This is a genomic window from Microbacterium sp. Y356, assembly GCF_059445355.1.
In genome coordinates, this window is record NZ_JCAIUE010000001.1 from 702,087 (window position 1) to 728,371 (window position 26,285).

A 26,285-nucleotide genomic window follows, 5' to 3' on the forward strand; every position below is an offset into this window, starting at 1 on the left:
CCCTGCCGGCCGCTGGGAAGCAGGATGACACTGGCCTTCCCAGCCGGCCAGGACGAACGCAGCATGATCAGACCCCGCTGTCCGCGGCCCGCGTCGCCATCACAGACGACGACAGGCTCTGCAGTGCGGCCGTCACCTGGTGACGGATCTCCCAGCTGACCGGGTAGTCGTACACCGACACCGAGAAATCGTGCTCGGCTACCTGCGATCGGAAAGCGGAGTACTCGCTCGCGAAGTAGTCCCGCAGCGCCTGCTGGCGACCGTTGAGCCCAGCTGCGACGTCACCGGCGCGTGCGGCATCTGGCACCGGAGCGTCCGGATCGAGCTTGCCCTCCTGCACCCAGCGCATCAGGGTGTTCGACATCTCCAGATCGTCTCCGCCGAGCAGCGCCAAGACTTGATATGGGCGCAGCGGCTCCAGTGACTCCTGCGAGCTGCACAGTGCGAGTGCGATCGTCAGAGACTGCATCACCACACCCGGATAGTCATACGGCTGCGTGCGACGCGTGTCGAGCAGCGGACGAGGGAAGTCGGTGTACCGGCGAGCTGCCGGGTCCCACAGTGACAGCCCCGGGCCACGCTCGCCGCCGTCAGGATCGACTTTGAGCCAACCCAGCGCCTTGGCGACGTACCAACCGCGGATCATCGCCGAGATCACGGTCGGGTCGGCGGGGATCGCCTCACCGAGCAGACGAGACCGCTTGAACCGCCAGAATGCCTCACGGCTCTCCTGCGTGTTCGACTGCCGCAGCCAGTCGCGCGCGATCGGCTCCATGACCGAGTCCATGACGATCGGCTGGTAGGGGAACCCGCTCATCGCGAAGACCTCGATGCCCTCCACCCGAGCATCCTGGAACCACGAGTCGGAGATCGCATCGTTCCAGAAGCCCATGGCCCCCAGCACCTGCTTCGTCACGGCGTACATCTCGGTGCCCGTCTTGAACGGGATCGAGCTGAACACCAGGCTGGTCGCCTCGTTGATCGATTTGTCGTGCACAAGTCGCAGCAGCGTCGGGTTGAGCTTGACCAACGGTTCACTTGCTCCGAGCGCGGCCTGCAGCTGCTCACGGAACTTCTCACGACGCTGGCCGAACACATCAGGGGCAAGCTCGGCCTCATCGAAGAAGCTGCGCAAATCCTCGGTGACATAGGAGTTGAATGCCGTACCTTCGCGGCGCATCCAGAGTCGAGCACGGGCGACATAGCGCTCCGGACTCGTGGCCATCGTGAACCGAGGGCTCTGCGGCGAGCGCGCGGCTTCTGGGTCAGCAGTGACAGACGGCTTCCAGGTGCGCGCCTGATCGACGAGTGACCACTTCGTGGCATCGTCTTCCTTGCGCGAGCGCGCCTCTACGCCCACGATGAGCTCACGCATGACATCGAGCACCGCATCTGAGAAGCGCCCAGCGCCCTCACTGACGGTCGCACGCACCAAACGCTCGAACTCGCTGGGGTACTCATCCTGCTCGATGAGCAGACGTTCGTTCGGCGCAGGAGTGTACTTCCGCGGCACAGTGGAGTCTTCGCGCTTCGGCCAGAAATCGTAGTCGTTGTCGCGATCATCGCTGGTCTTACGTGCCCTAACGCGCAGAGAGAGCTCTTCGTACGAACCCTCCAGATGCACCCTGAGCGGTGCGAGAAAATCTCGACGCAACTCGTTCAGCAGCTGGGCCGCACTGCGCCGCAATGGCGACTCCGAGGCCCACTCCAAGCCCTGTTGGATGCGCTCGACTGCGCCGATCACGGCATCCTGATCCGGCCTGATCGACTGCTGGTTCGGCGCACTCTGCAACTGTTCGCTGACGAGCGACGGCAGGGACTGCACCCACTCATCGCGCTGCTGTGCTTCGGCCTCGAGGCCGTCTGCCGCACTCTTGAGCGTGCGATCGAGACGCGTGAGCAGCTCGGTCACGACGGGGAGGCCGTTCGTCGCAACATGCTGCGCGATCACGTGCAGCAGTTCATCCGGCACCTCGCGGGCCCAATCCTCCATAAGCGCCTGGCGGTGACCGTGATCTTCGCGCAGAAGCTCAGGCGCGCGCGCCGTCCACTCGGCCAGAAGTCGCTGGCTCCAGGTGGTGAGGTCGAGACCACCATTCTTGTCGAGTTGCGATGGATCGCCGAGCTTGTTGAGGATGTTGTGCGCGAGCCGGTTCTTCAGCGACTCGAGCTGTGCCGTGTCGCGCAGCCTGTCGACGACGTCGTTGTGCTCTTCGGTGTCTTCGTTCAGACGCAGTTCGCGCACGAACAGCTGATAGTCCTGATCGGCGCGAACGGAGATCCACTCTGCCTCAGTGCGCTGCGCGAACAGCGGGTCGGACTCGGTGTGTGCGTAAAGCATCCGGTCGATCACCGAGCGGGCGAGGCGCTCGGCGGAATACTCGAAGAACTTGTCACGGCCGAGGGTGACCCGACCGAACCCCATCGATGAGAATGCCGGTGAGTGCTGGCCGGGGTTGATGAGTCCGGTGTTGTCCGGTAGCACGTTCGCCGAGACCCGCGCCTGCCAGTTGCCGGAAGCATAGGCCGTGATGCTGTCTTGCACACGGTCATCGGTGATCCAGGCGGACAGGCTCGTCGCGACGGCGCTGTAAACCTCGCTCTGATCGGCGAAGGTGACTTTGGAGTTGCTGCGCCCCACGATGAACGGATATGCGGCGCCGACCCGATCCCGCGCGCCACCGTACGACGGCGTGACGCCCTGCGTCTGCAGCAACTCGATCGTCGAGTTCGACGGGGTGTCGGTCCAGAATCCGTTCATGGTCTCGGCGATCGCGGCCAGCGCGTTCCCCGGAGTTCCTGCGGTGACCCCAAGCTGGTCAAAGACGTCAGGCGCGTAGAGGATGCTGAACACCTCGTTCGACCACGGGTACTGCCGCGCGGTCGACTTCACGATCTCGACGATGTCAAGGAACTGCCCCGCACCTGAACCACCTGCGACAGAGGAAATCACGATGACGGTCGGACTGTTGTTCGTCGACTCATCACGTGCCCGAAGCGCCCGACCGAGCGTCTGCAGCTCCGCAAGCGCAGACGCATCTCCGAGGCGCGCGATGGCGTTGCGGGCCGCGACCGCGATGTCTTTCGTTGCCGATAGCGCCACAGCACGGCCGACCGCACGGAATTGCCCCGCACCCTTGGTGACATCCACCCGCACCCGACGCGGGTCGGGCAGTTGACGCTCAACGTCGGCGTGCACCGCCTGGTTAGTCGCGTGCGCACCTTCGATCGTCTTGTAGACCGTGTCGTAGTTTGCGCCGGCGCTCACTAGGCCCTTGTACTCCTGCGGGGGCAGGAACGGTGCGGGATAGTCGACGCCGTCCTGCACGGTGGGCGTGTCGAAGTGCAGGAACTGCCACGCAGCCGGGATCCCACCACTCCATCCAGCTTGCTGAAGCTTCAGTTCGAGCTGGTACTTGAGCCCGCGCAGCGTCTTGCCGCCGGAACCGCCGACGCCGATGATGAGGAAGGGACGAAGCATGGTGACTCCTGTTTTTCAATGTTCCGTGCGGTCGGGTGTGCAGTCAGGGTCGCGGTGGCGGAGGAGTGCTCGGTCGCGGAGGTGGTGGAACGCCCGTACCCACCGGCGGCGCAGTATCGCCGCGCGGGGGTGGAGCGCTGCCCGTGTTGTTCCGACGTGGCGGAGTGGATGCCTCGCCGTCAGCCCGACCAGGACGATCTGGGCGGTCTGGACGGTCTGGGCGGTCAGGGCGGTCTGGACGGTCTGGGCGAGAGGATGCCGCGCCGGCAGACGCTGTGCGCTCCTGCAGCTCGGCGCGTGCCCTGTTCACTGCCTCGGCCAGTTTGGTGTCAGCCTCGACCTCTCCGATGCGCTGAGCGTGCTGGCCCTGGTCGCTCGAAGACGCGCGGTGATAGATCACGAGCGTGCCATTCACGTCGTCGCCCCGCTCGGTCCGGCGCAGTTCTGCGTCGCTGACGACGACTGCCCAGAATCGATCAAGCGGAAGCTTCGCGAATCGCAGCCGCCCCTTCGAGTCCTTGGCCGCGGATGCCGTCCGCCCCGCCCTTGCCGTGATCAGAGCGCTTCCCGCAGGAGCAACTACTTCGTACCATGGCGCGCGCAGCGGGAACCATGGCACCCGCGAGCGCAGGACACCAAGATCGGCATCCGCAATCGTGCGCATACCCTCCGATGGCTTCCCGAATCGGAACGCATCCGAGAGCGCGCTACCCTCCCGAGGTGCCGTGACCTGCGCGCCTCCGGCCGTGATGCGCACCGGGAATGCAGCACGCTGGGTGTCCTTAGGCACGTCGATGCGTGTGGTTGCCCGGTTCACGAGCCACAGGATGATGAGGGGGATCAGAAGCCCCAGCAGCAGCAATCCCAGCGTCAGCAGCAGCACAGCTGCGGTATTCACCGGGTACGTGGAGCGGAACTGCAGCGGGATGTCCTGTGTGAGGACGTCACCGGATGCCGAGCGGAATTCGACCGGGACCGTCGCCTGAACGAAGCTGTCGGCCGGGGTGTCGTTGGCTGCGGAGATGGCCACGGTGACCTCACCGTTCATCGGCACCGTGATGCATTGCTCGCCGTCAAGACCACCGATGTTCCACCGCCAGCCATCACGGTTGCCCGCATCGCTGACCACGGTCGGGGCGTTCGGCAGGCACACGACGCCGTCGCCGCCCTCGGTCGGACCGGTCAGCGTGATGACGCCTGTCGCTTCGCCGTTTGCCCACTCGAGATCGGAGAGCGCCACTGGCACCGTCGCTACCCGTGGAAACTGCTTGGGCAGCGCCGTCGTGATCGTCTGCTCCACCGTCACCGGTGCGAGCGCCAACTGGTGCGTCCGTGTCACGAGCGGGTCAATCGATGCGGTGACGACGAGCTGCGCGAGGGTGAGATCAGCAGGCAGCGGTATGGATATTTTCCCCGTCGCAGCGTCGATACGCGCGCCGCTGAGTTCGGCGCGGGCGCCGTTCGCATCGAGGTACCACGCAGAGAAGGTGTTCTCGCCGAACACACTCAGATCGGTCGCGTCGCCTTCGGCATCCACAACCGTCGCATCCAGAGATGACGACGCCGATCCGTCGGCCGACAGCTCGATGCTGTTGCTGTCTTCGAACACGATCCGCAGATCGCTGAACAGGAAGAGCGAACGAGCATCGCTTGCCTTGAGCTGCCATTTGCCGGGAGAATCGGCGTCCGTGCGCACGTCGATGACGCTCGCCCCGTCGGTCACCGTGACCGTCGCCCAGTCCTGTTCCGCGCCGGAGGATGCCGAATTCAAGGGCGATCCCTCGGGCGGGGTGAGCGTCCAGTCCCCCGCGAGGATGATGCGGAAACGTGCCACGCCCTCATCGATCCAGAACGAGCCGTCTGCGTCGAGCAGCTGTGGGTTTCCGCCTTCGACCTGAGCGCTCAGCTGCAGGAAGACCTGCGCGAGGGAGTCTGGCGCCGATGCCTCGACGAACGCTCCGTGCACGTGAGATGCCGGCAGCGGCTGCTGCCCGCACTGCGCCTCCGAGCCGGTCGCGGTCCCCTCGACCAGCGACTGCATGTCAGCGGCGGCGCTCTGCGACGCGGAGTCCACCGCGAGTAGGGCCCCGATCACAACGACACCGGACTGGCGAAACGAGTTGAACACCCCGCTTGCGCTGCACATCTGCGCGAGGGCGTCGAAGTCTTCCTGCTGCTGACCATCTGGGGCTTGGATGTCGAGTTGCCCGTCGGTGAGCCAGATGAGTAGCTGACAGCCGGGAGCTGTGTCCTGCTGCGACGCAAGTGAGCGCTGGGCACCGGACAGCGCGGCGGGCCAGTTCGTGTATCCGCCCGGCGTCTTGGCCCTGATGGTGTCGGCTAGCTGGCCCGGGCTCGCATCATTCCACGGCTGCCAGCCGACCGCTGCGGAATAGTCGCTGGAGAAGAAACCGGCGGCCCAGTTCACCGAGATGTCATCACGGATCGCGCCGAGCTGCTCGAGGCTGTTGCCGAGGATCGAGGCCCGGACGATGTCAGGGTCAGACCCAGGGCCGCCGCTGTCGGCGACCTCGAGCGAGTAAGAGGAGTCGACGAGGTAGTAGACGTTTAGCGTGTTCTGCGATGCGAGGCACACGCGCAGGTCGGCGATCGCCGCCTGACCGTTGTCGGAGAGACCGCTGCCGGAGACGGCGGTGACCACGCCTGGCGTTGCGGGTACGTCGGCCGCCATCGCTGCGGAACTCAACGACGTCAACCCCATCGAGGTCAGCAGCAGGGTCGCCAGTGTGATCGCTGCAGTGCGGAAGGAGCGCCTCATGACAGCCCCCACGCTTCCGCGAGCGGAACGCTGAGGTTCAGGATGTGCCAGATGCCGATGAGGATGGATACCGCGACGGTCCAGCGAAGCACCGTGCCGTAGCCGGTGCGCTGCGAGAAGTTCACGTCACGGCGCATACCTGTCCGTTGTGCGATGGCATCCCATCCGTAGCAGGCGATCACGACCACAGGCGTCAGCAGATAACCGAGCAGGCTGAGCCACCATGACTCTGCCACGACCAAAGGCAGCGGAATCTCGAAGATCACCTTCACTGGAGCACTCTCGAGCGCGATGACCAGCGCTGCGAGGACGAGGCTGAGTGCCGTGGCGGAGAGTCCAACGATGAGCGGCACGACGCTAGCGCGGCCGGCGCGTGTCACCGCCGGTCGCTGCGTCACCGCACGTGCAGCTGACGTCATCTCTTCTTCCCCCTCACACCGGCTCGGGCTGTGCCATTTAGACAGTCCTCCACACATTAGCGGCGCCCTCTGACTGTGCCTATCCAGAAACTGCCATGCCCCGATCATGAGGCCGTTACCTGTGCTCCCGATCACAGACTTCGCTCATCGCGGAACCTGACAAGAGCTGTGCCGATCAGGAAGTACGGTCGTAGTACTCCCCTTCTCAGATCGAGGTCTCGTATGTCTCGCACGGCGACCAGCCGCCGGCGCGGGCGCGGCGCACCACAAGATGGTCCGCGCGCCACGTTCCGCCAGCTTCTTCCGTTCCTCTTCGAGCACAAGCGCACGCTAATCATCGTCGCGATTCTCAGCCTCATCGGAGCCGCGACTTCACTCGTGCAGCCGCTGCTGGTCGGACAGGTCATCCTCTCCGTTCAGGCAGGCGATGCTCTGGGGATGCTGGTGTGGCTGTTGGCCGGTTTCGTGATCGTGTCATCCGTGATCTCGGGCTATCAGCACTATCTGCTGCAGCGCACCGGCACCGCGGTGGTGTACTCCAGCCGCCGCCAGCTCATCGCCCGCATCTTGCACCTGCCGATCCGTGAATTCGACGCCCGCCGCACGGGCGATCTCGTCTCGCGTGTGGGCACAGACACGACGCTGCTCTACGCCGTACTCACACAGGGGCTTGCGGATGCCGTCGGCAGCGTCGTCCTGTTCCTCGGCGCAATGATCGCGATGCTCATCATCGACCCGATCCTGCTGCTCATCATCGTTGTGGTGGTCGGGGTGTCCTTGGGCGTCGTGGTGCTGCTGAGTGGACGCATCCGCTCGGCCTCCAGTGCACAACAGGTCAAGGTCGGAGAGCTGGCGTCTGCTGTAGAACGCGCCATCGGATCGATCCGTACCGTGCGTGCTTCTGGCGCCACCGAACGAGAGACGGCGTCAGTCTCGAAGCTTGCAGGTGAGGCCTACGGACTTGGCGTGCAGATCGCGAAGGTCTCCGCTCTCGTGGTGCCGATCTCTGGTGTCGCACTCCAACTGTCGCTGCTGGCGGTGCTGGGCGTGGGTGGATTCCGAGTGGCCGCAGGCGCCATCTCGGTACCCTCACTGATCACCTTTGTCATGTTCCTCTTCATGATGCTCATGCCTTTGGCTACCACGTTCGGCGCCATCACCTCGGTGAACCAGGCTCTGGGCGCGCTCGGTCGCATTCAAGAAGTGCTGGATCTTCCCACCGAAGACCAGGAGGATGCCTCGATCGCCGCGTCCCTGTCGGCCTCTGATCCGGCCCCTGAGCCCGTCGAAGGGCCCGCCCTCGTCTTCCATGACGTCCGCTTCCGCTATCCCGACGTCGTTGTCGCCGCACGTGAAGCGGCCGAGACAGAGGCGCACACCGTTCTCGTCGATGCGCATCTCGAGCGCAAGACGAGCGGGCCGGACACCGACAAGCCCGCCGATCGGGATGTTCTCCGAGGCGTCTCCTTCGAGGTACCCCGCGGCTCACGTATTGCGCTGGTCGGTCCTAGCGGTGCTGGCAAGAGCACGATCCTGTCACTGATCGAGCGGTTCTACGACCCGATCGGCGGTTCCATTCGCCTGGACGGTCACGACATCCGCACCTACCCGCGCGCCGAGCTGCGCGCCCGCTTCGGCTATGTGGAACAGGATGCCCCGACTCTCGCCGGCACGCTCGCCGACAATCTGCGGCTTGCCTCCCCCGATGCCACAGATGAGGACTGCGAGCGCGTGCTACGCGCGGTGAACCTCGGCGATGTACTGGAGCGCGGCACCTTGGGTCTGCAGACTCCCGTCGGCGAAGACGGCGTGATGCTCTCCGGCGGTGAGCGTCAGCGCCTGGCGATCGCTCGGACGCTGCTCACCGAGGCACCGATCCTGCTGCTGGATGAGTCGACGTCCTCGCTCGACGGAGTGAACGAACAGCGCATGCGCGAGGCCATTGACGCGGTCGCCACCGACCGCACGCTCATCGTGATCGCGCACCGACTGTCCACAGTCGTCGACAGCGATCTGATCATCGTGTTGCAAGACGGTGAAGTGGTCGGACAGGGCACGCACTCCGAGCTCATTGAGTCCACACCGCTGTATCGCGACCTCGCCCGGCACCAGCTGCTCGCGTAGCATCCGACATCGGCCGCTATGAAATGCGGACTCTGTCCCGATCTGCTGACTGATTCCCCCGAAACGTCAGCAGAACGGGACAGGCCCGGCTATTGGGACACGTGAGTGCCCGGATATACGCGACGGAAGGATGACGGGACCACTCAGCCATGGGTATGTCCCTGCCATCCCGCCGTCGCGGGTCTTTGTGCGCGCTACTGCGCGTGCGCGAGCCGGTACCGCAGCGACGCAAGCTCTGTGCGCAGCGCAACGGGCAGAGTGTCTCCGAAGGTGTTGAAGAACTCCTCCGTGGAATCCGCCTCGCGTAGCCATGCATCGGGGTCGATGGCGAACAGCTCGTCGAGGTCCTGCTGCGAGACGTCGAGGCCATCGAGGTTGAGGTCATCGATGATCGGCAGGCGACCGATTGGGCTGTCGACTGCTCCCACCTCACCGCTGATGCGGCGGATGATCCAGTCGACGACACGCGAATTGTCACCGAACCCCGGCCACAGGAAGCGGCCGTCATCACCGCGGCGGAACCAGTTGACCTGGAAGATGCGCGGTGCGCGATCGAAGCGCAACTTGCGGCCGACCTTGAGCCAGTGAGCGAAGTAGTCGCCCATGTTGTAACCGCAGAACGGGAGCATCGCGAAGGGATCGCGGCGCAGTTCGCCGAGCGTGCCTTCCGCCGCGGCCGTGCGCTCGGAGGAGATCGTCGATCCGAGGAAGACCCCGTGCGTCCAGTCGGTCGCTTCGACGACGAGGGGGACGTTCGTTGCGCGACGGCCACCGAACAGGATGACGTCGAGCGGGACTGCCTCTTCCCAGTCGTCCGAGATCTGCGGGCACTGCGCTGCAGAAACCGTGAAGCGGGAGTTGGGGTGCGCGGCCGGGCGCCCGGAGTCGGGTGTCCAGTCGTTGCCTTCCCAGTCGGTCAGGTGCGCCGGCGGCGTGTCCGTCAAACCTTCCCACCACACATCGCCGTCCGGGCGAAGTGCGACGTTGGTGAAGATCGTGTTGCCCCACAGCGTTTCAACGGCCGTGACATTGGTCGACTCTCCGGTGCCGGGTGCGACCCCGAAGAACCCAGCCTCAGGGTTGATGGCCCACATTCGACCGTCTTCGCCAGGACGAATCCATGCGATGTCATCGCCAAGGGTCTCGACCTTCCAGCCGGGAATTGTCGGACGCAGCATGGCGAGGTTCGTCTTTCCGCACGCCGAGGGGAAAGCCGCAGCCACGTGGTAGGCCTTACCCTTCGGGTCGATGACGCGAATGAGCAGCATGTGCTCGGCGAGCCAACCCTCGTCACGTGCGATCACCGATGCGATACGCAACGCGAAGCACTTCTTGGCGAGGATGGCGTTGCCGCCGTATCCCGAGCCGTAGGAGTAGACCTCGAGCGTGTCGGGGAAGTGCACAATGTACTTCTCGTCGTTGCAGGGCCACTCGACATCCTGCTCGCCGGGAGCGAGCGGCGCACCGACGGAGTGGACAGTCTTGACCCACGGCGCACCCTCGGCGATCTGACGGGTGACGGCGTCGCCGACTCGCGTCATGATGCTCATGGATGTCACGGCGTAGGCGCTGTCAGTGATCTGCACGCCGATGTGCGAGAGCGGGCCACCGATGGCGCCCATTGAGAACGGCACGACGTACATGGTGCGACCGCGCATCGATCCTTCGAAGATCTCGGTCATTTTCTCGTGCATCTCGGCGGGAGGCGCCCAGTTGTTTGTGGGTCCGGCATCGGATTCGCGCTCCGAAGAGATGAAGGTGCGCGCCTCAGTGCGGGCGACGTCGCTGGGGTGCGAACGTGCCAGGTACGACCCTGGCCGCCACTCGGGGTTCAGCTTGATGAGCTTGCCCTCGGAGACGAGTCCTCGCAGCAGCGCGTCGTTCTCGGCTGGTGAGCCGTCGACCCAGTGCACCGAGTCAGGCTGAGTGAGCGCGCGTACTTCCTCGACCCAGGCGGACAGCTCTGCCATCGCGGGTGTGTCATATGCGGGAGCCGTGCCCAGAGTGCGCGCCGGCATGACGGCTGGAACGCGGGGGGTGAAAGTCTCGACCATAACCATGTCTGCTCCCTTGAAGAGTTGATGACTATGCCCAGTCTGAGGGGGCAACGCGCATACTTTCGGTGAAACTGGGTCTAAAGAAACGCAATTCTTTCGCTATGCTCAAGGAATGAGCGGCTCTGATATTCATCTCACGACTCTTGGCCATCGCATCCGTCACCACCGTGTTGCACAGGGCTTCACGCTCGACGAACTCGGCGCGATGGTCGGGGTCGCTGGTTCCCAGCTCAGCCTCGTCGAGAACGGCAAGCGCGAGCCCAAGCTCTCGCTGTTGCAGGCGATCGCACAGGCCACGAACACCGATGTCTCCGACCTCATTTCCGGCGAACCGCCGAATCGTCGTGCTGCGCTTGAGATCGAGTTGGAGCGCGCACAGGCGAGCCCGGTGTTCCGTCAGCTGGGAATCACGCCGGTGCGAGTGTCGAAGGGCATGCCAGACGAGACGATCGAATCGGTGCTCGGCCTGCACCGCGAACTGCAGCGCCGCGAGCGCGAGGCCATCGCGACGCCCGAAGAGGCGCGCCGAGCGAACACTGAGCTGCGACTGCGCATGCGCGCGCAGAACAACTACATCGGCGACATTGAGAAGCTTGCCGAGAAGCAGCTGAAGTCGGCTGGACACGTCAGCGGCGCACTCACTCACCGCACCGTGATCATCATGGCCGAGAAGCTCGGCTTCGAGCTCATCTATGCCAACGACCTGCCGCACTCCACGCGTTCGGTGACTGACCTGGAGAACAGCCGGATCTATCTTCCGCCGGCATCCATTCCCGGTGGCCACGGTCTGCGTTCTATGGCGTTGCAGGCAATGGCGCATCGCCTGCTCGGTCACACACCGCCGACCGACTACGCCGACTTCCTGCAACAGCGCCTGGAGATCAACTACTTCGCGGCGTGCTGCCTGATCCCTGAGACGGCCGGTGTCGCCTTCCTGCAGCAGGCAAAGAAGGATCGCAACCTCGCCGTCGAGGACTTCCGCGATGCGTTCGGCGTCACCCACGAGGCCGCCGGAATGCGAATGACGAACCTGATGACCGAGCATCTCGGCATGTCGCTGCACTTCCTACGCGTCGACGACTCCGGCGCCATCACACGCGTCTATGAGAACGACGGCCTGCCCCTGCCGATGGATGTCACCGGAGCGGTCGAAGGCCAGCCGGTGTGCAGGAAGTTCCAAGCGCGGGCTGCGTTCACCCAGCAGAACCGCACCACCGAGCGCTACCAGTACACCGATACTCCCTCGGGGACGTTCTGGTGCGCGACGCAAACCGGAACCGCGAGCGACGGGGAGTACTCCATCACCGTGGGTGTGCCGTTCGATGACGCTCGCTGGTGGCGAGGTCGGGAGACCTCTGATCGCGCGGTCTCGACCTGCCCGGATGAGGCATGCTGCCGCAGGCCAGCACCGGATCTCTCCGACAAGTGGTCGAGCAAGGCATGGCCGAGCGCACGCGTGCACACGCACATGTTCTCGCCGCTCCCCCGAGGCGCCTTCCCCGGCGTCGACGAGAACGAGGTCTACACGTTCTTGGCCAAGCACGCAGCGGAGTAACCCCACCCCCTAGCGAACGGCCAATGTGGCTCGTTCGGCGTCGGAAACACAGCCACACGTGGCTGATCGATGCTAATCAACCAGTGATGAACGCAGCGTAACGGTCGAGCGACGCAGCGATCTCGTGCTCGGCCGCGACGCCGTCGGCGAGCATTTCCGGCACCGGGTCGTCGGTGTGACGACCTACCGCCGTGGAGTGCCGCCAGGTGCCGACCACGACGCCGTCGGCGAGGATAATCGGGCGCACCATGCCATTTTTGCCCGGCCCGATGGCCGCGAGGCGCTCCGGCGGGCAGGCGATCGTGCGGTCGATATAAGAGATGTAGAACTCCTCGAATGAGCCGAGCGCGAGAACGGATGCCACAGCAGCGCTGCGCCGCGGACGCGCGGTCGCTGTGAACAGTCCATCGTCAATCTGGTCGATTCGATCATCATCTGCGGATGCTGCGGATGCCGCCCGCGCGGCGCCGAGCGTAAGCCCTGCCCACCACGCGAAGTCTTCGGCAGTAGCGGGACCGTGGCCGATGACGTAGCGAACGAAGAACTCGGTTGCCGGATCGGCGGGGAAGTCCGAGTGCGTGATGTGCTCCTCGGTGAGGACGAACCGTTGCTCACGAGAAACTGCGCCCTGTCTGGTGACGACCGGGCCCTGGCAGATGATGCCCCGCAGAGCAAGATTCTGTACGGCATGCGCACCGCGCTGGTTCGCCGTGTCGATCTCCGCTCGCTCCAGCACGGCGAACAGCTCACTACGAAGCAGCTCATTACCTCCACTCAATGCCGCGCGGATCACCCGCTCGACCTTCGAGAGTTCGTCGACTCCGAGCCCGAGTTCGCGATAGCGAGGCGCGGCCATGCGCAACTGCCGCTCCCCCGTGACGCTCAGCACCCAGGCCAGATCTTCGGCGGGGATGATGTGCAGCGTGCCACGCTGTGTCCACGCGCGCACAAGAGCACCGCGGTTGAAGAGTCGATCGACCGTGCGAATAGTCGGCGCACCCGTCGTGCGCGCACCCAGTGCCCAGCGCCCGGCCCAGAAATCCTGAGCCTGCACCGCGAGCATGTGGTGCGCAGCATCCGCCACCGAACGGGCCGGCGCCGTCAGGCGATGCGCGCGCAGGCGTTCGGCGCGCAGGGTATACGGATCCATCACCCCATCCTGCCCGGTACCACCGACATTCCGGCGATGTTGAGCTCGTCTTTGCCGGCCGGGTTCGCCAGCGACCGCCGAGCGTCCATAGCCTGCCGAAGGCTCGACTCCCGCCGGGATAGCCTGGTGCCATGACTTCGATCACCGCGCGCGCGGCACTTCTCGACATGGACGGAACGCTCGTCGATTCCACGGCGGTCGTCGAGCGACTGTGGTGGGAGTGGGCGGCCCCGCACAGCCTCGACCGCGACACAGTGTTGGAGACGGTCCACGGCCGGCAGGGACATCAGAGCATGGCGATCCTGCTGCCCGAACGCGATCACGCGGTCAATCTCGAGGAGAACGCGCAGATGCTCGCGCGTGAGAGCGTCGAGGTTGACGGCGTCCTTGCAATTCCCGGTGCCGCCCCGCTGCTGCGTTCACTCGAGGGGCTCCCGCACGCGATCGTCACTTCTGCCGACCTCGCGCTCATGACCGCGCGGATGACCGCTGCCGGGCTGAACATTCCCGAGCAGCGGATAACCGCAGAAAGCGTCTCGAAGAGCAAGCCGGATCCGGAGGGCTTCCTGCTGGCGGCATCCGTTCTAGGAATCGCCCCCGCCGACTGCGTGGTCTTCGAGGATTCAGGAGCCGGAATTCAGGCCGGCCTGGCGGCAGGCATGACGGTGATCGGCGTCGGAGCGCATGCGTCACGATTCGCGCCGACGCATCACGTCGATGACCTCACACAGGTTGCGATCACGCCGACAACCGACGGGTTCGAGATTCAGATCAGCTAAGTGCGACGATCGCGTTGCAGATCATGCGCTGGGTGACAGCCCGAGGTCCTCTTCGCGAACGGTGCCCTGGAACGACCAGGGGAAGTCGATCCAAAGATCGGTGTCTTTCCAGGCGAAGTCTGGCTGGATGATCGTCGACGGCTTGGTGTAGATCGTCACTGAGCGCACATCGGCGCCCTTGTCCTGGAGCAGCTGAACGGCGAGCGCGAGCGTCCGGCCAGAGTCTGCGACGTCGTCGACGAGCAGCACCCGTCGACCGTCGAGATACGCCATGTCGAGCTCGGGAGGAAGCACCTCAGGAGCATCCAGCACTGTTCCGATGCCGGTGTAGAACTCGACGTTGATCGCGCCGCAGTTCTTGGCGCCCAGCCCGTAGGCGATCGCTCCCGCAGGCAGCAGCCCGCCACGAGCGATCGCGACGACCACCTCCGTCTCGAAGCCGCTGTCGAGGATCCTCCGAGCGAGGTCTCGCGTTGCCGATCCGAATCCGTCCCAGGTGAGCGTCTCCCGCTCGATAGCTGTCATGCCTCCATTCTCTCCCCTTTCACGCGGTACGATCGACGCGTCCGGTTTGCTGCCGGTGCTCGAAAAAAGGGCACGAAGCCGACGACGCATGGATGCGCCGCGCGAGACACATACGGAATCCCACAGATACCGTCTCGAAAGGCACTCCCATGCCCACTGTCTCCGCCCATGTGGCACTCACTCTCGCCCAGCACATCGACGCCGTCTTCGGTGTGATGGGCAACGGGAACGCCTATTTCCTCGATGCGCTCGAACGCCAGACGGATGCCGTATTCACCGCGGTGCGCCATGAACAAGGTGCCGTGGTCGCCGCAGATGCGCATCACCGCGCCTCCGGCCGAATCGCCGCTGCGAGCACCACCTACGGCGCCGGGTTCACGAACACGCTCACTGCTCTGGCCGAGTCGGTGCAGGCGCACATCCCGCTCGTGCTCGTCGTCGGAGATGAGCCCACCTCTGGCCCTCGACCCTGGGATGTCGACCAGATCGCGCTGGCCTCCGCCGTCGGCGCCCGCACCTATACCGTCGGACGCGCGGATGCCGCAGCGACCACGATCATCGCCATCGAACACGCCCTCACCTATCGCGTTCCCGTCGTGTTGGCGATCCCGTACGACGTGGCTGCGCTCGAAGCCGGGCCGGTGCCTGCCGCTCCAGAGCCGCGCGTCCCCGCACCCCTCGCACCCAAAGGGGAGTTCGCCGAGGGGATGCTGGATGAGATCGTCGCTGCGCTTGATAACGCCGAGCGGCCCTTCCTCCTTGCTGGTCGCGGCGCGTGGCTAGCCGGTGCCGACGAAGCTCTAGGCAACTTGGCTGCGGCGACCGGAGCACTGACGGCCTCCACCGCTCTCGGTCGTGGCATCTTTCCCGCGGGCGAGTATGACCTGGGTGTGACCGGTGGTTTCGGCGCCGAGGGTGCGATGGCGCTGGTCCGCGAGGCTGACGTCGCGGTCATCTTCGGTGCCTCGCTGAACCAGTTCACGATGCGCTTCGGCGAACTGTTCGCACCGGGGACGCGGGTGTTCCAGGTCGACGTTGCGCCCGCGGCGACACACGCGCACGTCGGAGGCTTCGTCCGCGGTGACGCCCGGGTCGTGGCGGAGGCACTGGTGGCTCGGTTGAGCGCCCCCGGGAATGGCGATGGTTCTTCCGGAGTTGTGCGAGACCGCTGGCGCAGCACCGCCGAGGTCGAGGCGGCAAAGGCCTATGAAACCGGGGATGACCTCGCCCCCGACGGTCGCCTCGACCCTCGGTCGGCCGCGCGGAGGATCGCCGAGCTGCTGCCGGAAGACCGCGTCGTAGTGTCTGACGGCGGGCACTTCATCGGCTGGGCGAACATGTACTGGCCTGTCGCATCCCCCGATCGGATGATGATGATCGGCACCGCATTCCAGGCGATTGGGCAGGGCTGGCCGAGTGTTGTCGGCGCCATCCGTGCTCGCCCGGAGTCCACCGTCGTCCTTACCTCCGGCGACGGCGGCGGGCTGATGGCCATCGCCGATCTGGAGTCCGCCGTCCGCGCCGCCGGCGGTCACGGCTGCGCCGTTATCTGGAACGACGCCGCCTACGGCGCGGAAATCCACCTCTACGGACTCAAGGGGCTCTCCGAAGCGCCGATGCGCATCCCCGAAGTCGACTTCGCCGCGTTCGCGACGGCGGCGGGAGGCGAGGGAGTTGTCGTGCGCACGCTCGCCGACCTCGATCGGCTCAGCACCTGGGCGGCAGCGGACGCGACAACCCGCCCGTTCCTGCTGCTCGATCTGCGCATCTCTGGAGATGTCGTCGCTCCGTACCAGCAGGAGATCATCCGCGTGAACTCTTGACACGCCTGCACGGCCCAGGTGCAACGTCGTTGCAGGCGTGCGTCGTCAATCGAGGTCTTCGATCCCCTGCACCCGCACCTGCTCAAGGTCGAGCCGCGCCGAGATCCTGCGCACCACAAGATCGTCCACCGTGCCTGCACGGCGAAGATCCAACAGCACCTCACGCTTATGCTCGAGCACTGCAAGCTTGAGCCTGGAGTATTCCTCGTGGCGCACGATGGGTGAGCGCTGCATCAGGTCGACGTCTGCCGATGTCGCGACCATCTGCAGAGTCGTGCCGTCGGAGAGATCGGCGGTGGTACTAACCGCGCCAAACGAATCAAGGTCCGCAGTCGTTTCGGCCTCTGTGGCGAGAGGATCCGGTGCATCCAGCAGATTCTCCATCGCACCCACCTCATCGTCTATGAGCGCGCGCTCCCTCGCCAGTGCGCGCGCGTTCGCCAGTTCGAGCATCTCGTAGCCGTCACGGCGGACGCGATCACGAACCTCCTCACTGATGTCATGCTCGGATGCGAGCGTATCCAGCGCGGCCATCGCCGCACCTGAGATCGCGCGCTCGGCGAGTTCGTGCTCCTCGTCGGCATCGTGATCGACAGGGAATCCTGCCCAGCGCACCACGGCGGGCAATACCGGCCCCTGCACCAGCAGGCTGAGCAGGATCACACCGGCAGTGACGAACACGATCTCATCGCGCCCTGCCAGCGGAGAGCCATCAGACGTGGTCAGCGGCACAGACAGCGCGATCGCCAGCGAGATCGCACCGCGCATGCCGGCGACGGTGCTTACGATTTGTGCTCTAGTGCGAAGCCGTCGAGGACGCGCGACACCGCCTCCGATCCGCTGGAACGGCACCGAAAGCAGTTGGAATCCGAAGCGCACCACGAGCAGTGTCACCCAGACCGCGAGCGTGACGAGCACGAGCCATCCGATCATCCGCAGGGACGTCTGGTGTGCAACCCACTGCAGCTCGAGCCCGATCAACACGAAGAGTGCGCCGTTGAGCATGAAGACGCCGAACGGCCAGACCGCATCTGCCTGCCGTCGAGAGGCCGCCGTACTGATCCGTGGCCCGAGGTAGGCCGCGATGAGCCCGGCGACCACGACCGCGAGCACGCCGGAGGCGTGGATCAGCTCGGCGAGCAGGAACGCCGTGAACGGGGTCAACAGCATGGCGACGTTGATCGTGATCGTCGTGCGCACCCGGCGCAGCAGCGCCCAGGCCGCCGCCGCCACGAGAGTCCCGACGGCGATCCCGCCGAGATACGAAACGATGACGCTCCACGTGACGGAGAGAGGCGTGATCGTGCCGCCGACCGCCAGTGATACCGCAATCGCGTACAGCACGAGCGCAGTGCCGTCGTTCGTGAGGCTCTCCGCCTTCAGTTTCATGAATGCGCGTCGCGGCAGCAGACGCCCGAGAGCGGCCACTGCGGTGGCGTCGGGCGGAGCGACGGCGGCACCGAGGATGAGTGCGATTTCCCATGGCAGGCCAAACAGCACGGCCACGGCGGCCACGGCAAAGGCCGAAGCGACGACGAGAAGCGTACTCATCGGCAGGATGTATCGGAAGTCCCGCCGGATGGAGCGCAGCGACGTCGTGAGACTCTCCCAGAACAGCATCACCGGCAGGAACAACAGCAGCACGGTCTCCGGCGGCAACTGCACCTCACGCAGCGCTGGCACGAATCCGAGCAGCAAACCGAACACGACCAGCACCAGGGGCAACGCAAGCCTGACGCGTGGCGCGAGCATCGTTCCTACCAAGATTGTCAGACCGAGTAGGACCGTAACCTCGAGACCTTCCATGCGATCTTCCCATCCACCGTCGCGAGTCTGGGCGCGAACGTGCTCACGACATAGCGCCCGTCATGCCCACGGTATTCCCGACTCGCCGTCGACGGAAGGGCATCTGTTGCCGGTGCGATGAAGGTCAGCTAGATGCGCTGTAGTCGGGCAGCTCCTGAAGCGTCCAGGTGTTTCCGTCCGGGTCGTCGAATGTGACGAAGCGTCCCCATGCTTGCTCGTCGACGCCCCGCGCCTCCACTCCGACCCCCTGCAGTTGCGCGAGTGCTTCGTCAGCATCGGGCACCACAACCTGGATCGTGTCCTGCGATCCCGGTGCGAGGTCGCTGCCGAGGTTGGTTCCGAAAGCGATGGAGCAGGCCGAACCAGGCGGGGTCATCTGCACGAATCGCAGACCTTCAGACGGGGTGTGGTCGTGGTCGGCGTTGAAGCCGATCTTCACGTAGAAGTCCTTCGCACGATCGACGTCAGTCACCGGCACGAAGATGAGTTCGATCTTCCAAGTCATGTCGCACTCTTCCTGGCGGGCATCGGCGCCCGACCAGTGGCAACGTTACGCGCGGGGTATGACATTGCGCAGACCGGCGAAGGTCTCAGATCCAGTGGGCGTCGCACGCGCGTGCTCAGAGACGTGTGGCGTCCATGGCTCTGCGCAGGATCGAGACGATCGGAGGCGTCGGCTTCGTGGTCGACCATATTTTGACGGCCGCATCGAAGCAGCCGAGAGCTGCGGCGATGGCTGCGGTCGCGCGTGGGTCGGTGCTGTCCGCGGGGTCGGCCCCGATACGGCGGGAGACCTCCGGGTGCAGCGCCGCAGCCCACTGGGCATGCTTCTCATGCTGAAAAGCAGCGAGTCCAGGGGTCGCAGCGATCAGCGCGGCCAACTGTCTACCGGGCCCCTGGTCGGCGTCGTAACGGTCGATCAGCGACTCGAGGGCATGTCGCAGGGCAGTCCAAACGGGTTCCTCGTCCGGGCGCACACGCAATGCGTCGCGCAGAAGGCCGGACGCCTCGTCCACATCAGTGAGGACGGCGTCGTCTTTCGACGTGAAGTAGCGGAAGAACGTGCTCCGAGATATCTCAGCGGCCGAGCATATGGCCTCGACAGTGATCGTCTCGTAACCGTGTTCGAGGACGAGCCTGCGTGCGGTCGTCGAGACATGCTCCTTCACCGCTTGCCGGGCCACCGCGCGCGATCCTCCCGAGCGCTGGTCTCGCATCATCATCGACACATGGTATCTCATTCTGAAAGTGATACAGTGTCTCATCTTCGGGAACATGTCCCAGAAATCTAGGAAGGTGGATGAACTGTGGTCGAGAAGAAAGTCATCGTGGTGACAGGGGCGAGCGATGGGATCGGCGCGGCGGCCGCACGGCGTCTCGCGAAGAGTGGGCATACTGTGGCGGTGGTGGGCAGATCTGCTCAGAAAACTGCGGCGGTGGCCGCCGACATCGGCGCCGACCATTTCGTTGCGGACTACACCCGCCTGGACGATGTGCGGCGACTTGCCGCAGAGCTGGACGCCGCATACCCGCAGATCGATGTCCTCGCCAACAACGCCGGCGGCGTCTTCGGCGATCGGGTCAAGACGGTCGACGGGTTCGAGAAGACCTTTCAGATCAATCACCTCGCGCCGTTCCTGCTCACGACGCTACTGATGGACAAGCTCGTCGCGTCTGGCTCGTCAGTGATCCAGACTTCAACTCTGCATGGCGGCATGGTCCGTGAACTCGATATCGACGACCTTGATTTGGACAAGGACTATGGCGTGGTGCGCGCCTACAACGCTGCGAAGCTGGAGAACGTGTTGTTCACCAAGGAACTCCACCGCCGATATCACTCGCTCGGCATCTCCGCGGCAGTGTTCTACCCCGGCAACATCGCCACGAGTTTCGGTTCTGACACCACCAGCGCCCTGATGCGGTTCCTCACGACCAGCCGGGTCTCCCGGGCCGTGCTCCTCACAACCCCAGACAAGGGGGCGGAGCAGCTGGTGTGGCTCGCCGAGGGAAAGCCCGGGAGCGACTGGGCTTCTGGGGAGTTCTACGCGAAGAAGATCGCAGGGAAGGGCCTAAACCCACTGGCCGACGACACCGACCTGGCCCGCCGACTCTGGGAGCGCTCAGAACAGCTCCTCAGCTGAGCCACGATGAGACTCTGCGACGCCGACAATCAGCAAGACCGTGCCGGCGACGATCACCATCCGGTTCGCTCTCGAACTCAGGCCGGGAGGAAGACGCCCTGGAGGAACTCCTCGAGCTCATCCGTGGCCGCCAGTGGCAACACCGCCGCGACGTACTGATCGGGACGCACCACGACAACCACGCCGTCGCGCGACAGCTCACGCTCCGCGAAGATGTCGGCCGCCGCCCAGGCGTTAGGGGCCGCGGTGTAAACCTTCTCCCAATCCGTCAGCTCCAGCGGGCCGCTCTTCGGCAGGAACAGTGGCGGCACCGACATCATGTCGATGTCCTCGAAAGCCTGCTGGTAGACCGCTTTCACATCGAGCACGGCATCCACGTCAGCATCCGCCGGCGTGAACTGCGCGACAACAGGCGCGACAGCCGAGGCCCACGCACCCAGGCGTGCGCCAGCGGCATCCGCGAATGCATAGATCCGCCAACGACCGTCTGCCTTCGCATGATGCCCGAGATGCACGACATTGCCGTCGCAGACCCGAACCACCTCCACGGACTTGAATCGACGGCCAAGCGGGAACCCGGCGGCGAGCGCCTGGTGTTCGTCGGAGCCGGTGATCGCCGACTGCGTGTAGTGCGTCATGAAGCCCGACGGGAACTCGGCCGTGGCCAGATAGTAGTTCGACAGCTCCTGCGGGTCGGAGATTTCCTCGGGCTTGCGCGCCATCAGCGACGACCATTCCCGGTCGAAGTCGATCAACTGCTGCGCAACCGGCTGCCGTTCGGCAGAATATGTCGACAGCAGCGACTCGGGGCTGCGTCCGGCGAGCACCGATCCGAGCTTCCAGCCCAGGTTGAACCCGTCCTGCATCGACACGTTCATCCCCTGCCCTGCCTTGGCACTGTGCGTGTGACAGGCGTCGCCGGTGAGGAACACACGCGGGTGACGATCGACAGCGCCCGCGACATCGTCGAAGCCGTCGGTGACGCGGTGCCCGACCTCGTACACGCTCGACCAGGCGACTTCTTTCACATCCAACGAGTACGGATGCAGGATCTCGTTCGCCTTGGCGATGACCGCCTCGATCGGTGTCTGACGCACCTGGTGGTTATCGCCCTCGGCGACCTCACCCAGGTCGACGTAGACCCGGCTGAGATAGCCACCCTCGCGCGGGATATGCAAGATATTTCCGGCCTGCGCGTTGATCGCGCACTTGGTGCGCCAGTCAGGGAAGTCGGTGTTGACGAGCACGTCCATCACGCCCCACGCGTGCGCGGAGAACTCTCCGACGTGGGTGCGTCCGATCGCCTCGCGCACGCCGCTGCGGGCACCATCGCTGCCGACGACATACTTGGCTCGAATGGTGCGCTCGCCCCGTTTATCTGAACGTGTGGCCTCCCGCACCCGAACTTCGACGGGATACTCACCTTCGTCATGCACCGTCAGCCCGAGAAACTCCACGCCGTAGTCGGGCACAATGCGTCCTGGACCGCCTGCCGCGGCCTCTGCGAAGTAGTCGAGAACGCGCGCCTGATTGACGATGAGGTGCGGGAACTCGCTTATCTTGAGCCCATAGTCCTCGGTACGCGTGGTGCGGATGATGTCGCCCGGGTTCTCTGGGTCTGGTCCCCAGAAGTTCATGTACGCGATGTTGTACGCCTCGGCGGTGATCCGCTCGGCGAAGCCGAAGGCTTGGAACGTCTCGACGCTGCGCGGTTGGATGCCGTCAGCCTGACCGAGCACCAGGCGCCCTTCGCGCTTCTCGATGACCCGCGTGGTGATGTCGGGGAACTGCGACATCTGGGCTGCCAGCAGCATTCCGGCCGGTCCGGAGCCGACGATGAGCACGTCCGTCTCATCCGGCAGATCGGCAGGCCGATCGACCCCAGTGCCGGAGGCCGAGACGATCCGCGGGTTTTGTGAGACGTAGCCGTGATGGTGGAACTGCATCGAAACTCCTTCAGATAATCGGGGCAGGGGCGGATGCGTTGGCGTCCACCCCTGGAATGGAATCAGGCCTTGGCGAGGCCGTAAATCGGACTCACGGACTGCTCTGCCTCATGGTCAGGGCCGAGCGGGATACCGCTGCGGTCGCGCAGCAGCAGCGTCGCAATGAGCCCGATCATCGTCATGCCCGCCAGATACCAGGTAACGCCCTCGGTCGAACCAGTCGCCTGCACGATGGCCGCGGCGATCGCCGGGGCGAACGCACCGCCGAGGATCGCGCCGATCGCGTACGAGATCGATACCCCGGAGAAGCGAATGGATGCCGGGAACAGCTCGGTGTACAGCGCCGCTTGCGGTCCGTAGGTGAAGCCGAGACCCAGCGTGAGGATCGCGAGCCCGGCGAACAGCAGCCAGATATCACCCGCGTTGACGAGCGGGAACAGCAGGAATACCCCACCCAGCTGAAGGATCCAGCCGATGATGTACGTGTTGCGACGACCGATCCGGTCACAGATCCACCCGGCAAGCAGTGTGGCGAGCAGCCAGGTCACCGCAGAACCGGTCACTGCCCACAGCACCGGGCCGCGCTCGAGTCCGATCGGCCCCTCCGGATCGGTCGCGTACCCCTGGATGTAGCCGCCAGTGGTCATGTAGCCGATGGCGTTGTTGCCGGCGAAGACGAGGGCAGCGATGAGGACGAGCAGCGCGTGCTTGCGGAACAGCTGCACAATAGGCATGTTCGCCTTCTCCTTGCGTGCGGCGAGCTCGGTGAACACCGGGCTTTCCTCGACGTTGCGTCGCACGTAGTAGCCCACCAGGATCAGCACGACGCTGAGCAGGAACGGGACGCGCCAGCCCCAGATGAGGAACTGCTCGCCCGGTGCGATGGCCGTCATGATCGCCATCACGCCGGATGCGAGAAGCAGGCCGAGCGGGACTCCGACCTGCGGCGATGCTCCGAAGATGCCGCGGCGCTTCTTGGGGGCGTGCTCGACGGCCATCAGGACTGCGCCGCCCCACTCCCCGCCGGCCGATATGCCCTGCAGGATGCGCAGCAGCACGAGCAGGATGGGGGCTCCGACGCCGATGACGTCGGCTGTGGGCAGCACACCGATCAATGCCGTGGCGGCGCCCATCAGGATGAGTGTCCACATCAGCACGCGCTTGCGCCCGAGCTTGTCGCCGAAGTGCCCGGCGAGGAAGGCGCCGAGCGGGCGGAACAGGAAGCTGATTCCTACCGTCGCGAACCCGAAGATCACCGAGTTCGCATCGAGCACAGAGAAGAATAGCTGGCCGAAAACGAGGCCCACGGCGGTGGCGTAGATGAAGAAGTCGTACCACTCGACGGTGGTTCCGACGACTGTGGCGAAGACGACGCGGCGGCGATCCGCCGCGCTGGCGATGGTGCCTGTCGGCGTGAAGCCGGGCTGATCAGTCATTGATGCTCCTTGGGTGACGTCGTTGTCTCGAGTGCAGATGGATGCTTGCAACCCGATGCCAGGATGATATACGATTTCGAATACATCGCACAAGAGCGATGCACCAGACGCAAGGAGGCGCCCCACGTGACGGACTCGATTGCCCGCCCCGGCAAGATCATCGCGATCCACCTCAGCTATGCCTCGCGTGCTGATCAGCGCGGTCGGCGCCCCGCGCATCCTTCCTATTTCTTCAAGGTCGCAAGCTCGGTCGCGGCTTCCGGCGACACCGTCGAACGCCCGGCCGGCACCGAGCTGCTCGCCTTTGAAGGCGAGATCGCGCTGGTGATCGGCACTCCTGCCCGCCACGTGCGCATTGAGGATGCCTGGTCGCACGTCGCATCCGTCACCGCAGCCAACGACCTCGGGCTCTACGACCTGCGCGCGAACGACAAGGGCTCGAACGTGCGATCGAAGGGCGGCGACGGCTATACGCCTCTCGGCCCGAACCTCATCGACGCGCGAGCCGTCGACCCGACCGACATCCGGGTCCGCACCTGGGTCAACGGCGAACTTCGACAGGACGACAACTCCTCCGGGCTCATCTTCCCCCTGGCACAGTTCGTGGCTGACCTCTCCCAGCACTTCACGCTAGAGACCGGAGATGTCGTCCTCACCGGCACCCCCGCGGGTTCATCCGTGATCGTGCCCGGCGACGTCGTGGAGGTCGAGGTCGATGCGCCGAATGCACCGGGTGCCCCGACATCCGGTCGGCTGATCACCACCGTCACGCAAGGCGATGTGCCGTTCGATGAGGCGCTCGGTTCGCTTCCCGCCGTCGACAATGTGCAGCGCACTGAGGCATGGGGTTCCGCTGAGGAAGCAGGGCTGGAGCCAGCCATTTCAGCCACCGGCAGTCTCTCCCCCGAGCTCCGCGCCAAGCTAGAAGCAGCGCCCACCGCAGGCTTGTCCGCCCAGCTGCGCAAGCTCGGCATCAACGCCTGCGTCATCGACGGCGTGCACGCTGCCCAGCCCGGCGTCAAACTCGTCGGCACCGCGAAGACGCTGCGCTTCGTGCCCGGCCGTGAAGATCTTTTCAAGACCCACGGCGGCGGATACAACGCGCAGAAGCGCGCGTTCGACACCGTTCGCGAGGGTGAAGTCATCGTGATCGAGGCCCGCGGTGAGTCTGGCTCCGGCACACTGGGCGACATCATGGCCCTCCGTGCGCAGGCCAGAGGCGCGGCCGGCGTCGTCACTGACGGCGGCGTACGCGACTACGACACAGTGGTCGAGATCGGGCTCCCCGTGTTCTCGCGCGGTGCGCATCCTGCAGTCCTCGGACGCAAGCACGTGCCGTGGGAGTACGACGTGGCAGTCGCCTGCGGAGGAACAACTGTCGAGCCGGGCGACATCATCGTCGGGGATGGTGACGGCGTGATCGTCATCCCGCCCGCACTGGCGGATCAGATCGCCGACGCCGCACTCGCCCAGGAGGAAGAAGACGCCTGGATCGCCGAGCGCGTCGCCGAAGGCCACGGCCTGGACGGACTCTTCCCGATGAACGCCGAGTGGCGAGCCAAGTATGAGGCGGACCGCGCATGACGAAGATCCTCAGCAAATCGCAGCGCGCCTATCACTGGATAAAGGAGCGCATCGCGGGACAGACCTACACTCCGGGCTACCGGCTGGTACTGGGGTCGATCGCCGGCGAGCTCGACATGAGCGTGGTGCCGGTACGCGAGGCGATCCGGCAGCTCGAGGCCGAGGGACTCGTGCACTTCGAGCACAACGTCGGCGCCCGAGTGGCCATGGTCGATGACACCCAATACCGGCACAGCATGGAGGCCCTCAGCATCCTGGAGGGCAGTGCGACCGCCCTTTCCGCGCGCCACCTCACCGCCTCCGATTTGCGGCTCGCGCGTGCGATCAACGCGAAGTTGATCGAGACCCTCAGCGACTTCAATCCGTCGGCGTTCACACAGCTCAACCAGCAGTTCCATGCGGCACTCATCGCCCCGTGTCCGAACCCGCGCCTGCAGGAGCTCGTCACACTCGAGATGGCGCGCCTGAATCGGCTGCGTGATTCGACGTTCAGCTTCGTACCTGGGCGTGCACACGAGTCGGTGCGCGAGCACGAGCACATCGTCGCCCTGATCGAGGCGAGCGCCCCCATCATCGAGATCGAGCGGGCAGCCCGCGAACACCACTCCGCCACGCTCGACGCCTATCTCACCCAAGAGCACCCCGACGAAGCCGTCGGCATGCACGTCCATTGACACCGG

General features: G+C 65.0%; 18 protein-coding genes. 7 read left to right on the plus strand and 11 right to left on the minus strand.

Features of this window, described 5'->3' with window-relative positions; translation table 11 throughout:
- Positions 1–67: 67 nt before the first annotated feature.
- From AC1C2Q_RS03500 to AC1C2Q_RS03510, 3 genes are read right to left on the minus strand one after another with little or no spacing between them, the layout of a single operon-like run.
- Positions 68–3,481, minus strand: a complete 3,414-nt coding sequence (locus AC1C2Q_RS03500) for a tubulin-like doman-containing protein (RefSeq protein WP_495429652.1) — start codon at positions 3,479–3,481, stop codon at positions 68–70.
- Positions 3,482–3,524: 43 nt separating this feature from the next.
- Positions 3,525–6,260: a vWA domain-containing protein gene (locus AC1C2Q_RS03505; RefSeq protein ID WP_495448995.1), complete on the minus strand. Its 2,736-nt coding sequence runs from the start codon at positions 6,258–6,260 to the stop codon at positions 3,525–3,527.
- Positions 6,257–6,679 (minus strand): hypothetical protein, encoded by a 423-nt coding sequence (locus AC1C2Q_RS03510; RefSeq protein ID WP_495448996.1) that lies wholly within the window; start codon positions 6,677–6,679, stop codon positions 6,257–6,259. Before AC1C2Q_RS03510 ends, AC1C2Q_RS03505 begins: the two co-directional genes overlap by 4 nt.
- Before the next feature lie 222 nt (positions 6,680–6,901).
- Here AC1C2Q_RS03510 and AC1C2Q_RS03515 point away from each other — a divergent pair, with 222 nt between their 5' ends.
- The gene (locus AC1C2Q_RS03515) at positions 6,902–8,803 is read left to right on the plus strand and encodes an ABC transporter ATP-binding protein (protein ID WP_495448997.1); all 1,902 of its coding nucleotides are present in this window, start codon (positions 6,902–6,904) and stop codon (positions 8,801–8,803) included.
- A gap of 194 nt (positions 8,804–8,997) precedes the next feature.
- Here AC1C2Q_RS03515 and AC1C2Q_RS03520 read toward each other — a convergent pair whose 3' ends face one another.
- Entirely contained in the window at positions 8,998–10,863 is a 1,866-nt protein-coding gene (locus AC1C2Q_RS03520) for a phosphoenolpyruvate carboxykinase (GTP) (RefSeq protein WP_495448998.1), read from the minus strand.
- A 109-nt stretch (positions 10,864–10,972) separates the two neighbouring features.
- Here AC1C2Q_RS03520 and AC1C2Q_RS03525 point away from each other — a divergent pair, with 109 nt between their 5' ends.
- Positions 10,973–12,415 (plus strand): helix-turn-helix domain-containing protein, encoded by a 1,443-nt coding sequence (locus tag AC1C2Q_RS03525; protein ID WP_495448999.1) that lies wholly within the window; start codon positions 10,973–10,975, stop codon positions 12,413–12,415.
- A 76-nt stretch (positions 12,416–12,491) separates the two neighbouring features.
- Here AC1C2Q_RS03525 and AC1C2Q_RS03530 read toward each other — a convergent pair whose 3' ends face one another.
- Positions 12,492–13,565: a winged helix DNA-binding domain-containing protein gene (locus AC1C2Q_RS03530; RefSeq protein ID WP_495449000.1), complete on the minus strand. Its 1,074-nt coding sequence runs from the start codon at positions 13,563–13,565 to the stop codon at positions 12,492–12,494.
- Between the two features lie 131 nt (positions 13,566–13,696).
- Here AC1C2Q_RS03530 and AC1C2Q_RS03535 point away from each other — a divergent pair, with 131 nt between their 5' ends.
- A complete protein-coding gene (locus AC1C2Q_RS03535) occupies positions 13,697–14,344 on the plus strand; it encodes an HAD-IA family hydrolase (RefSeq protein ID WP_495449001.1) in 648 nt (215 codons plus the stop codon).
- Between the two features lie 21 nt (positions 14,345–14,365).
- On the opposite strand, the gene AC1C2Q_RS03540 is transcribed toward AC1C2Q_RS03535, so the two are convergent.
- Positions 14,366–14,869: a phosphoribosyltransferase gene (locus AC1C2Q_RS03540; RefSeq protein WP_495429659.1), complete on the minus strand. Its 504-nt coding sequence runs from the start codon at positions 14,867–14,869 to the stop codon at positions 14,366–14,368.
- 149 nt (positions 14,870–15,018) lie between these two features.
- On the opposite strand from AC1C2Q_RS03540, the gene AC1C2Q_RS03545 reads away from it, so the two are divergent.
- Positions 15,019–16,692: a thiamine pyrophosphate-binding protein gene (locus AC1C2Q_RS03545; protein ID WP_495449002.1), complete on the plus strand. Its 1,674-nt coding sequence runs from the start codon at positions 15,019–15,021 to the stop codon at positions 16,690–16,692.
- A gap of 45 nt (positions 16,693–16,737) precedes the next feature.
- Here AC1C2Q_RS03545 and AC1C2Q_RS03550 read toward each other — a convergent pair whose 3' ends face one another.
- The 3 genes from AC1C2Q_RS03550 to AC1C2Q_RS03560 all read right to left on the minus strand — a co-directional run bounded on the left by AC1C2Q_RS03550 (position 16,738) and on the right by AC1C2Q_RS03560 (position 19,721).
- On the minus strand, positions 16,738–18,498 hold the full coding sequence (locus AC1C2Q_RS03550; RefSeq protein WP_495429661.1) for a Na+/H+ antiporter: 1,761 nt from the start codon (positions 18,496–18,498) through the stop codon (positions 16,738–16,740).
- A 124-nt stretch (positions 18,499–18,622) separates the two neighbouring features.
- The gene (locus AC1C2Q_RS03555; RefSeq protein WP_495429662.1) at positions 18,623–19,003 is read right to left on the minus strand and encodes a VOC family protein; all 381 of its coding nucleotides are present in this window, start codon (positions 19,001–19,003) and stop codon (positions 18,623–18,625) included.
- Positions 19,004–19,118: 115 nt separating this feature from the next.
- Entirely contained in the window at positions 19,119–19,721 is a 603-nt protein-coding gene (locus AC1C2Q_RS03560) for a TetR family transcriptional regulator (protein ID WP_495429663.1), read from the minus strand.
- A gap of 84 nt (positions 19,722–19,805) precedes the next feature.
- Between AC1C2Q_RS03560 and AC1C2Q_RS03565 the strand changes: the two genes are divergently transcribed.
- Entirely contained in the window at positions 19,806–20,639 is an 834-nt protein-coding gene (locus AC1C2Q_RS03565; protein ID WP_495449003.1) for an SDR family NAD(P)-dependent oxidoreductase, read from the plus strand.
- Between the two features lie 77 nt (positions 20,640–20,716).
- On the opposite strand, the gene AC1C2Q_RS03570 is transcribed toward AC1C2Q_RS03565, so the two are convergent.
- Both AC1C2Q_RS03570 and AC1C2Q_RS03575 read right to left on the minus strand, forming a co-directional pair.
- Positions 20,717–22,585 carry an FAD-dependent monooxygenase gene (locus AC1C2Q_RS03570; RefSeq protein WP_495449004.1) on the minus strand — a complete coding sequence of 623 codons (1,869 nt, stop codon included), beginning with the start codon at positions 22,583–22,585 and terminating at the stop codon, positions 20,717–20,719.
- A gap of 62 nt (positions 22,586–22,647) precedes the next feature.
- Positions 22,648–24,021 (minus strand): MFS transporter, encoded by a 1,374-nt coding sequence (locus tag AC1C2Q_RS03575; protein ID WP_495449005.1) that lies wholly within the window; start codon positions 24,019–24,021, stop codon positions 22,648–22,650.
- 126 nt (positions 24,022–24,147) lie between these two features.
- On the opposite strand from AC1C2Q_RS03575, the gene AC1C2Q_RS03580 reads away from it, so the two are divergent.
- The gene (locus AC1C2Q_RS03580) at positions 24,148–25,605 is read left to right on the plus strand and encodes a fumarylacetoacetate hydrolase family protein (RefSeq protein WP_495449006.1); all 1,458 of its coding nucleotides are present in this window, start codon (positions 24,148–24,150) and stop codon (positions 25,603–25,605) included.
- Entirely contained in the window at positions 25,602–26,279 is a 678-nt protein-coding gene (locus AC1C2Q_RS03585) for a GntR family transcriptional regulator (RefSeq protein ID WP_495429668.1), read from the plus strand. Before AC1C2Q_RS03580 ends, AC1C2Q_RS03585 begins: the two co-directional genes overlap by 4 nt.
- Positions 26,280–26,285: the final 6 nt, after the last annotated feature.

Bases quoted from the DNA above. Each gene is read 5' to 3' on its own strand.
- AC1C2Q_RS03500 (WP_495429652.1), bottom strand. From the start codon at position 3,481: ATGCTTCGTCCCTTCCTCATCATCGGCGTCGGCGGTTCCGGCGGCAAG.
- AC1C2Q_RS03505 (WP_495448995.1), bottom strand. From the start codon at position 6,260: ATGAGGCGCTCCTTCCGCACTGCAGCGATCACACTGGCGACCCTGCTG.
- AC1C2Q_RS03510 (WP_495448996.1), bottom strand. From the start codon at position 6,679: ATGACGTCAGCTGCACGTGCGGTGACGCAGCGACCGGCGGTGACACGC.
- AC1C2Q_RS03515 (WP_495448997.1), top strand. From the start codon at position 6,902: ATGTCTCGCACGGCGACCAGCCGCCGGCGCGGGCGCGGCGCACCACAA.
- AC1C2Q_RS03520 (WP_495448998.1), bottom strand. From the start codon at position 10,863: ATGGTTATGGTCGAGACTTTCACCCCCCGCGTTCCAGCCGTCATGCCG.
- AC1C2Q_RS03525 (WP_495448999.1), top strand. From the start codon at position 10,973: ATGAGCGGCTCTGATATTCATCTCACGACTCTTGGCCATCGCATCCGT.
- AC1C2Q_RS03530 (WP_495449000.1), bottom strand. From the start codon at position 13,565: ATGGATCCGTATACCCTGCGCGCCGAACGCCTGCGCGCGCATCGCCTG.
- AC1C2Q_RS03535 (WP_495449001.1), top strand. From the start codon at position 13,697: ATGACTTCGATCACCGCGCGCGCGGCACTTCTCGACATGGACGGAACG.
- AC1C2Q_RS03540 (WP_495429659.1), bottom strand. From the start codon at position 14,869: ATGACAGCTATCGAGCGGGAGACGCTCACCTGGGACGGATTCGGATCG.
- AC1C2Q_RS03545 (WP_495449002.1), top strand. From the start codon at position 15,019: ATGCCCACTGTCTCCGCCCATGTGGCACTCACTCTCGCCCAGCACATC.
- AC1C2Q_RS03550 (WP_495429661.1), bottom strand. From the start codon at position 18,498: ATGGAAGGTCTCGAGGTTACGGTCCTACTCGGTCTGACAATCTTGGTA.
- AC1C2Q_RS03555 (WP_495429662.1), bottom strand. From the start codon at position 19,003: ATGACTTGGAAGATCGAACTCATCTTCGTGCCGGTGACTGACGTCGAT.
- AC1C2Q_RS03560 (WP_495429663.1), bottom strand. From the start codon at position 19,721: ATGATGATGCGAGACCAGCGCTCGGGAGGATCGCGCGCGGTGGCCCGG.
- AC1C2Q_RS03570 (WP_495449004.1), bottom strand. From the start codon at position 22,585: ATGCAGTTCCACCATCACGGCTACGTCTCACAAAACCCGCGGATCGTC.
- AC1C2Q_RS03575 (WP_495449005.1), bottom strand. From the start codon at position 24,021: ATGACTGATCAGCCCGGCTTCACGCCGACAGGCACCATCGCCAGCGCG.
- AC1C2Q_RS03585 (WP_495429668.1), top strand. From the start codon at position 25,602: ATGACGAAGATCCTCAGCAAATCGCAGCGCGCCTATCACTGGATAAAG.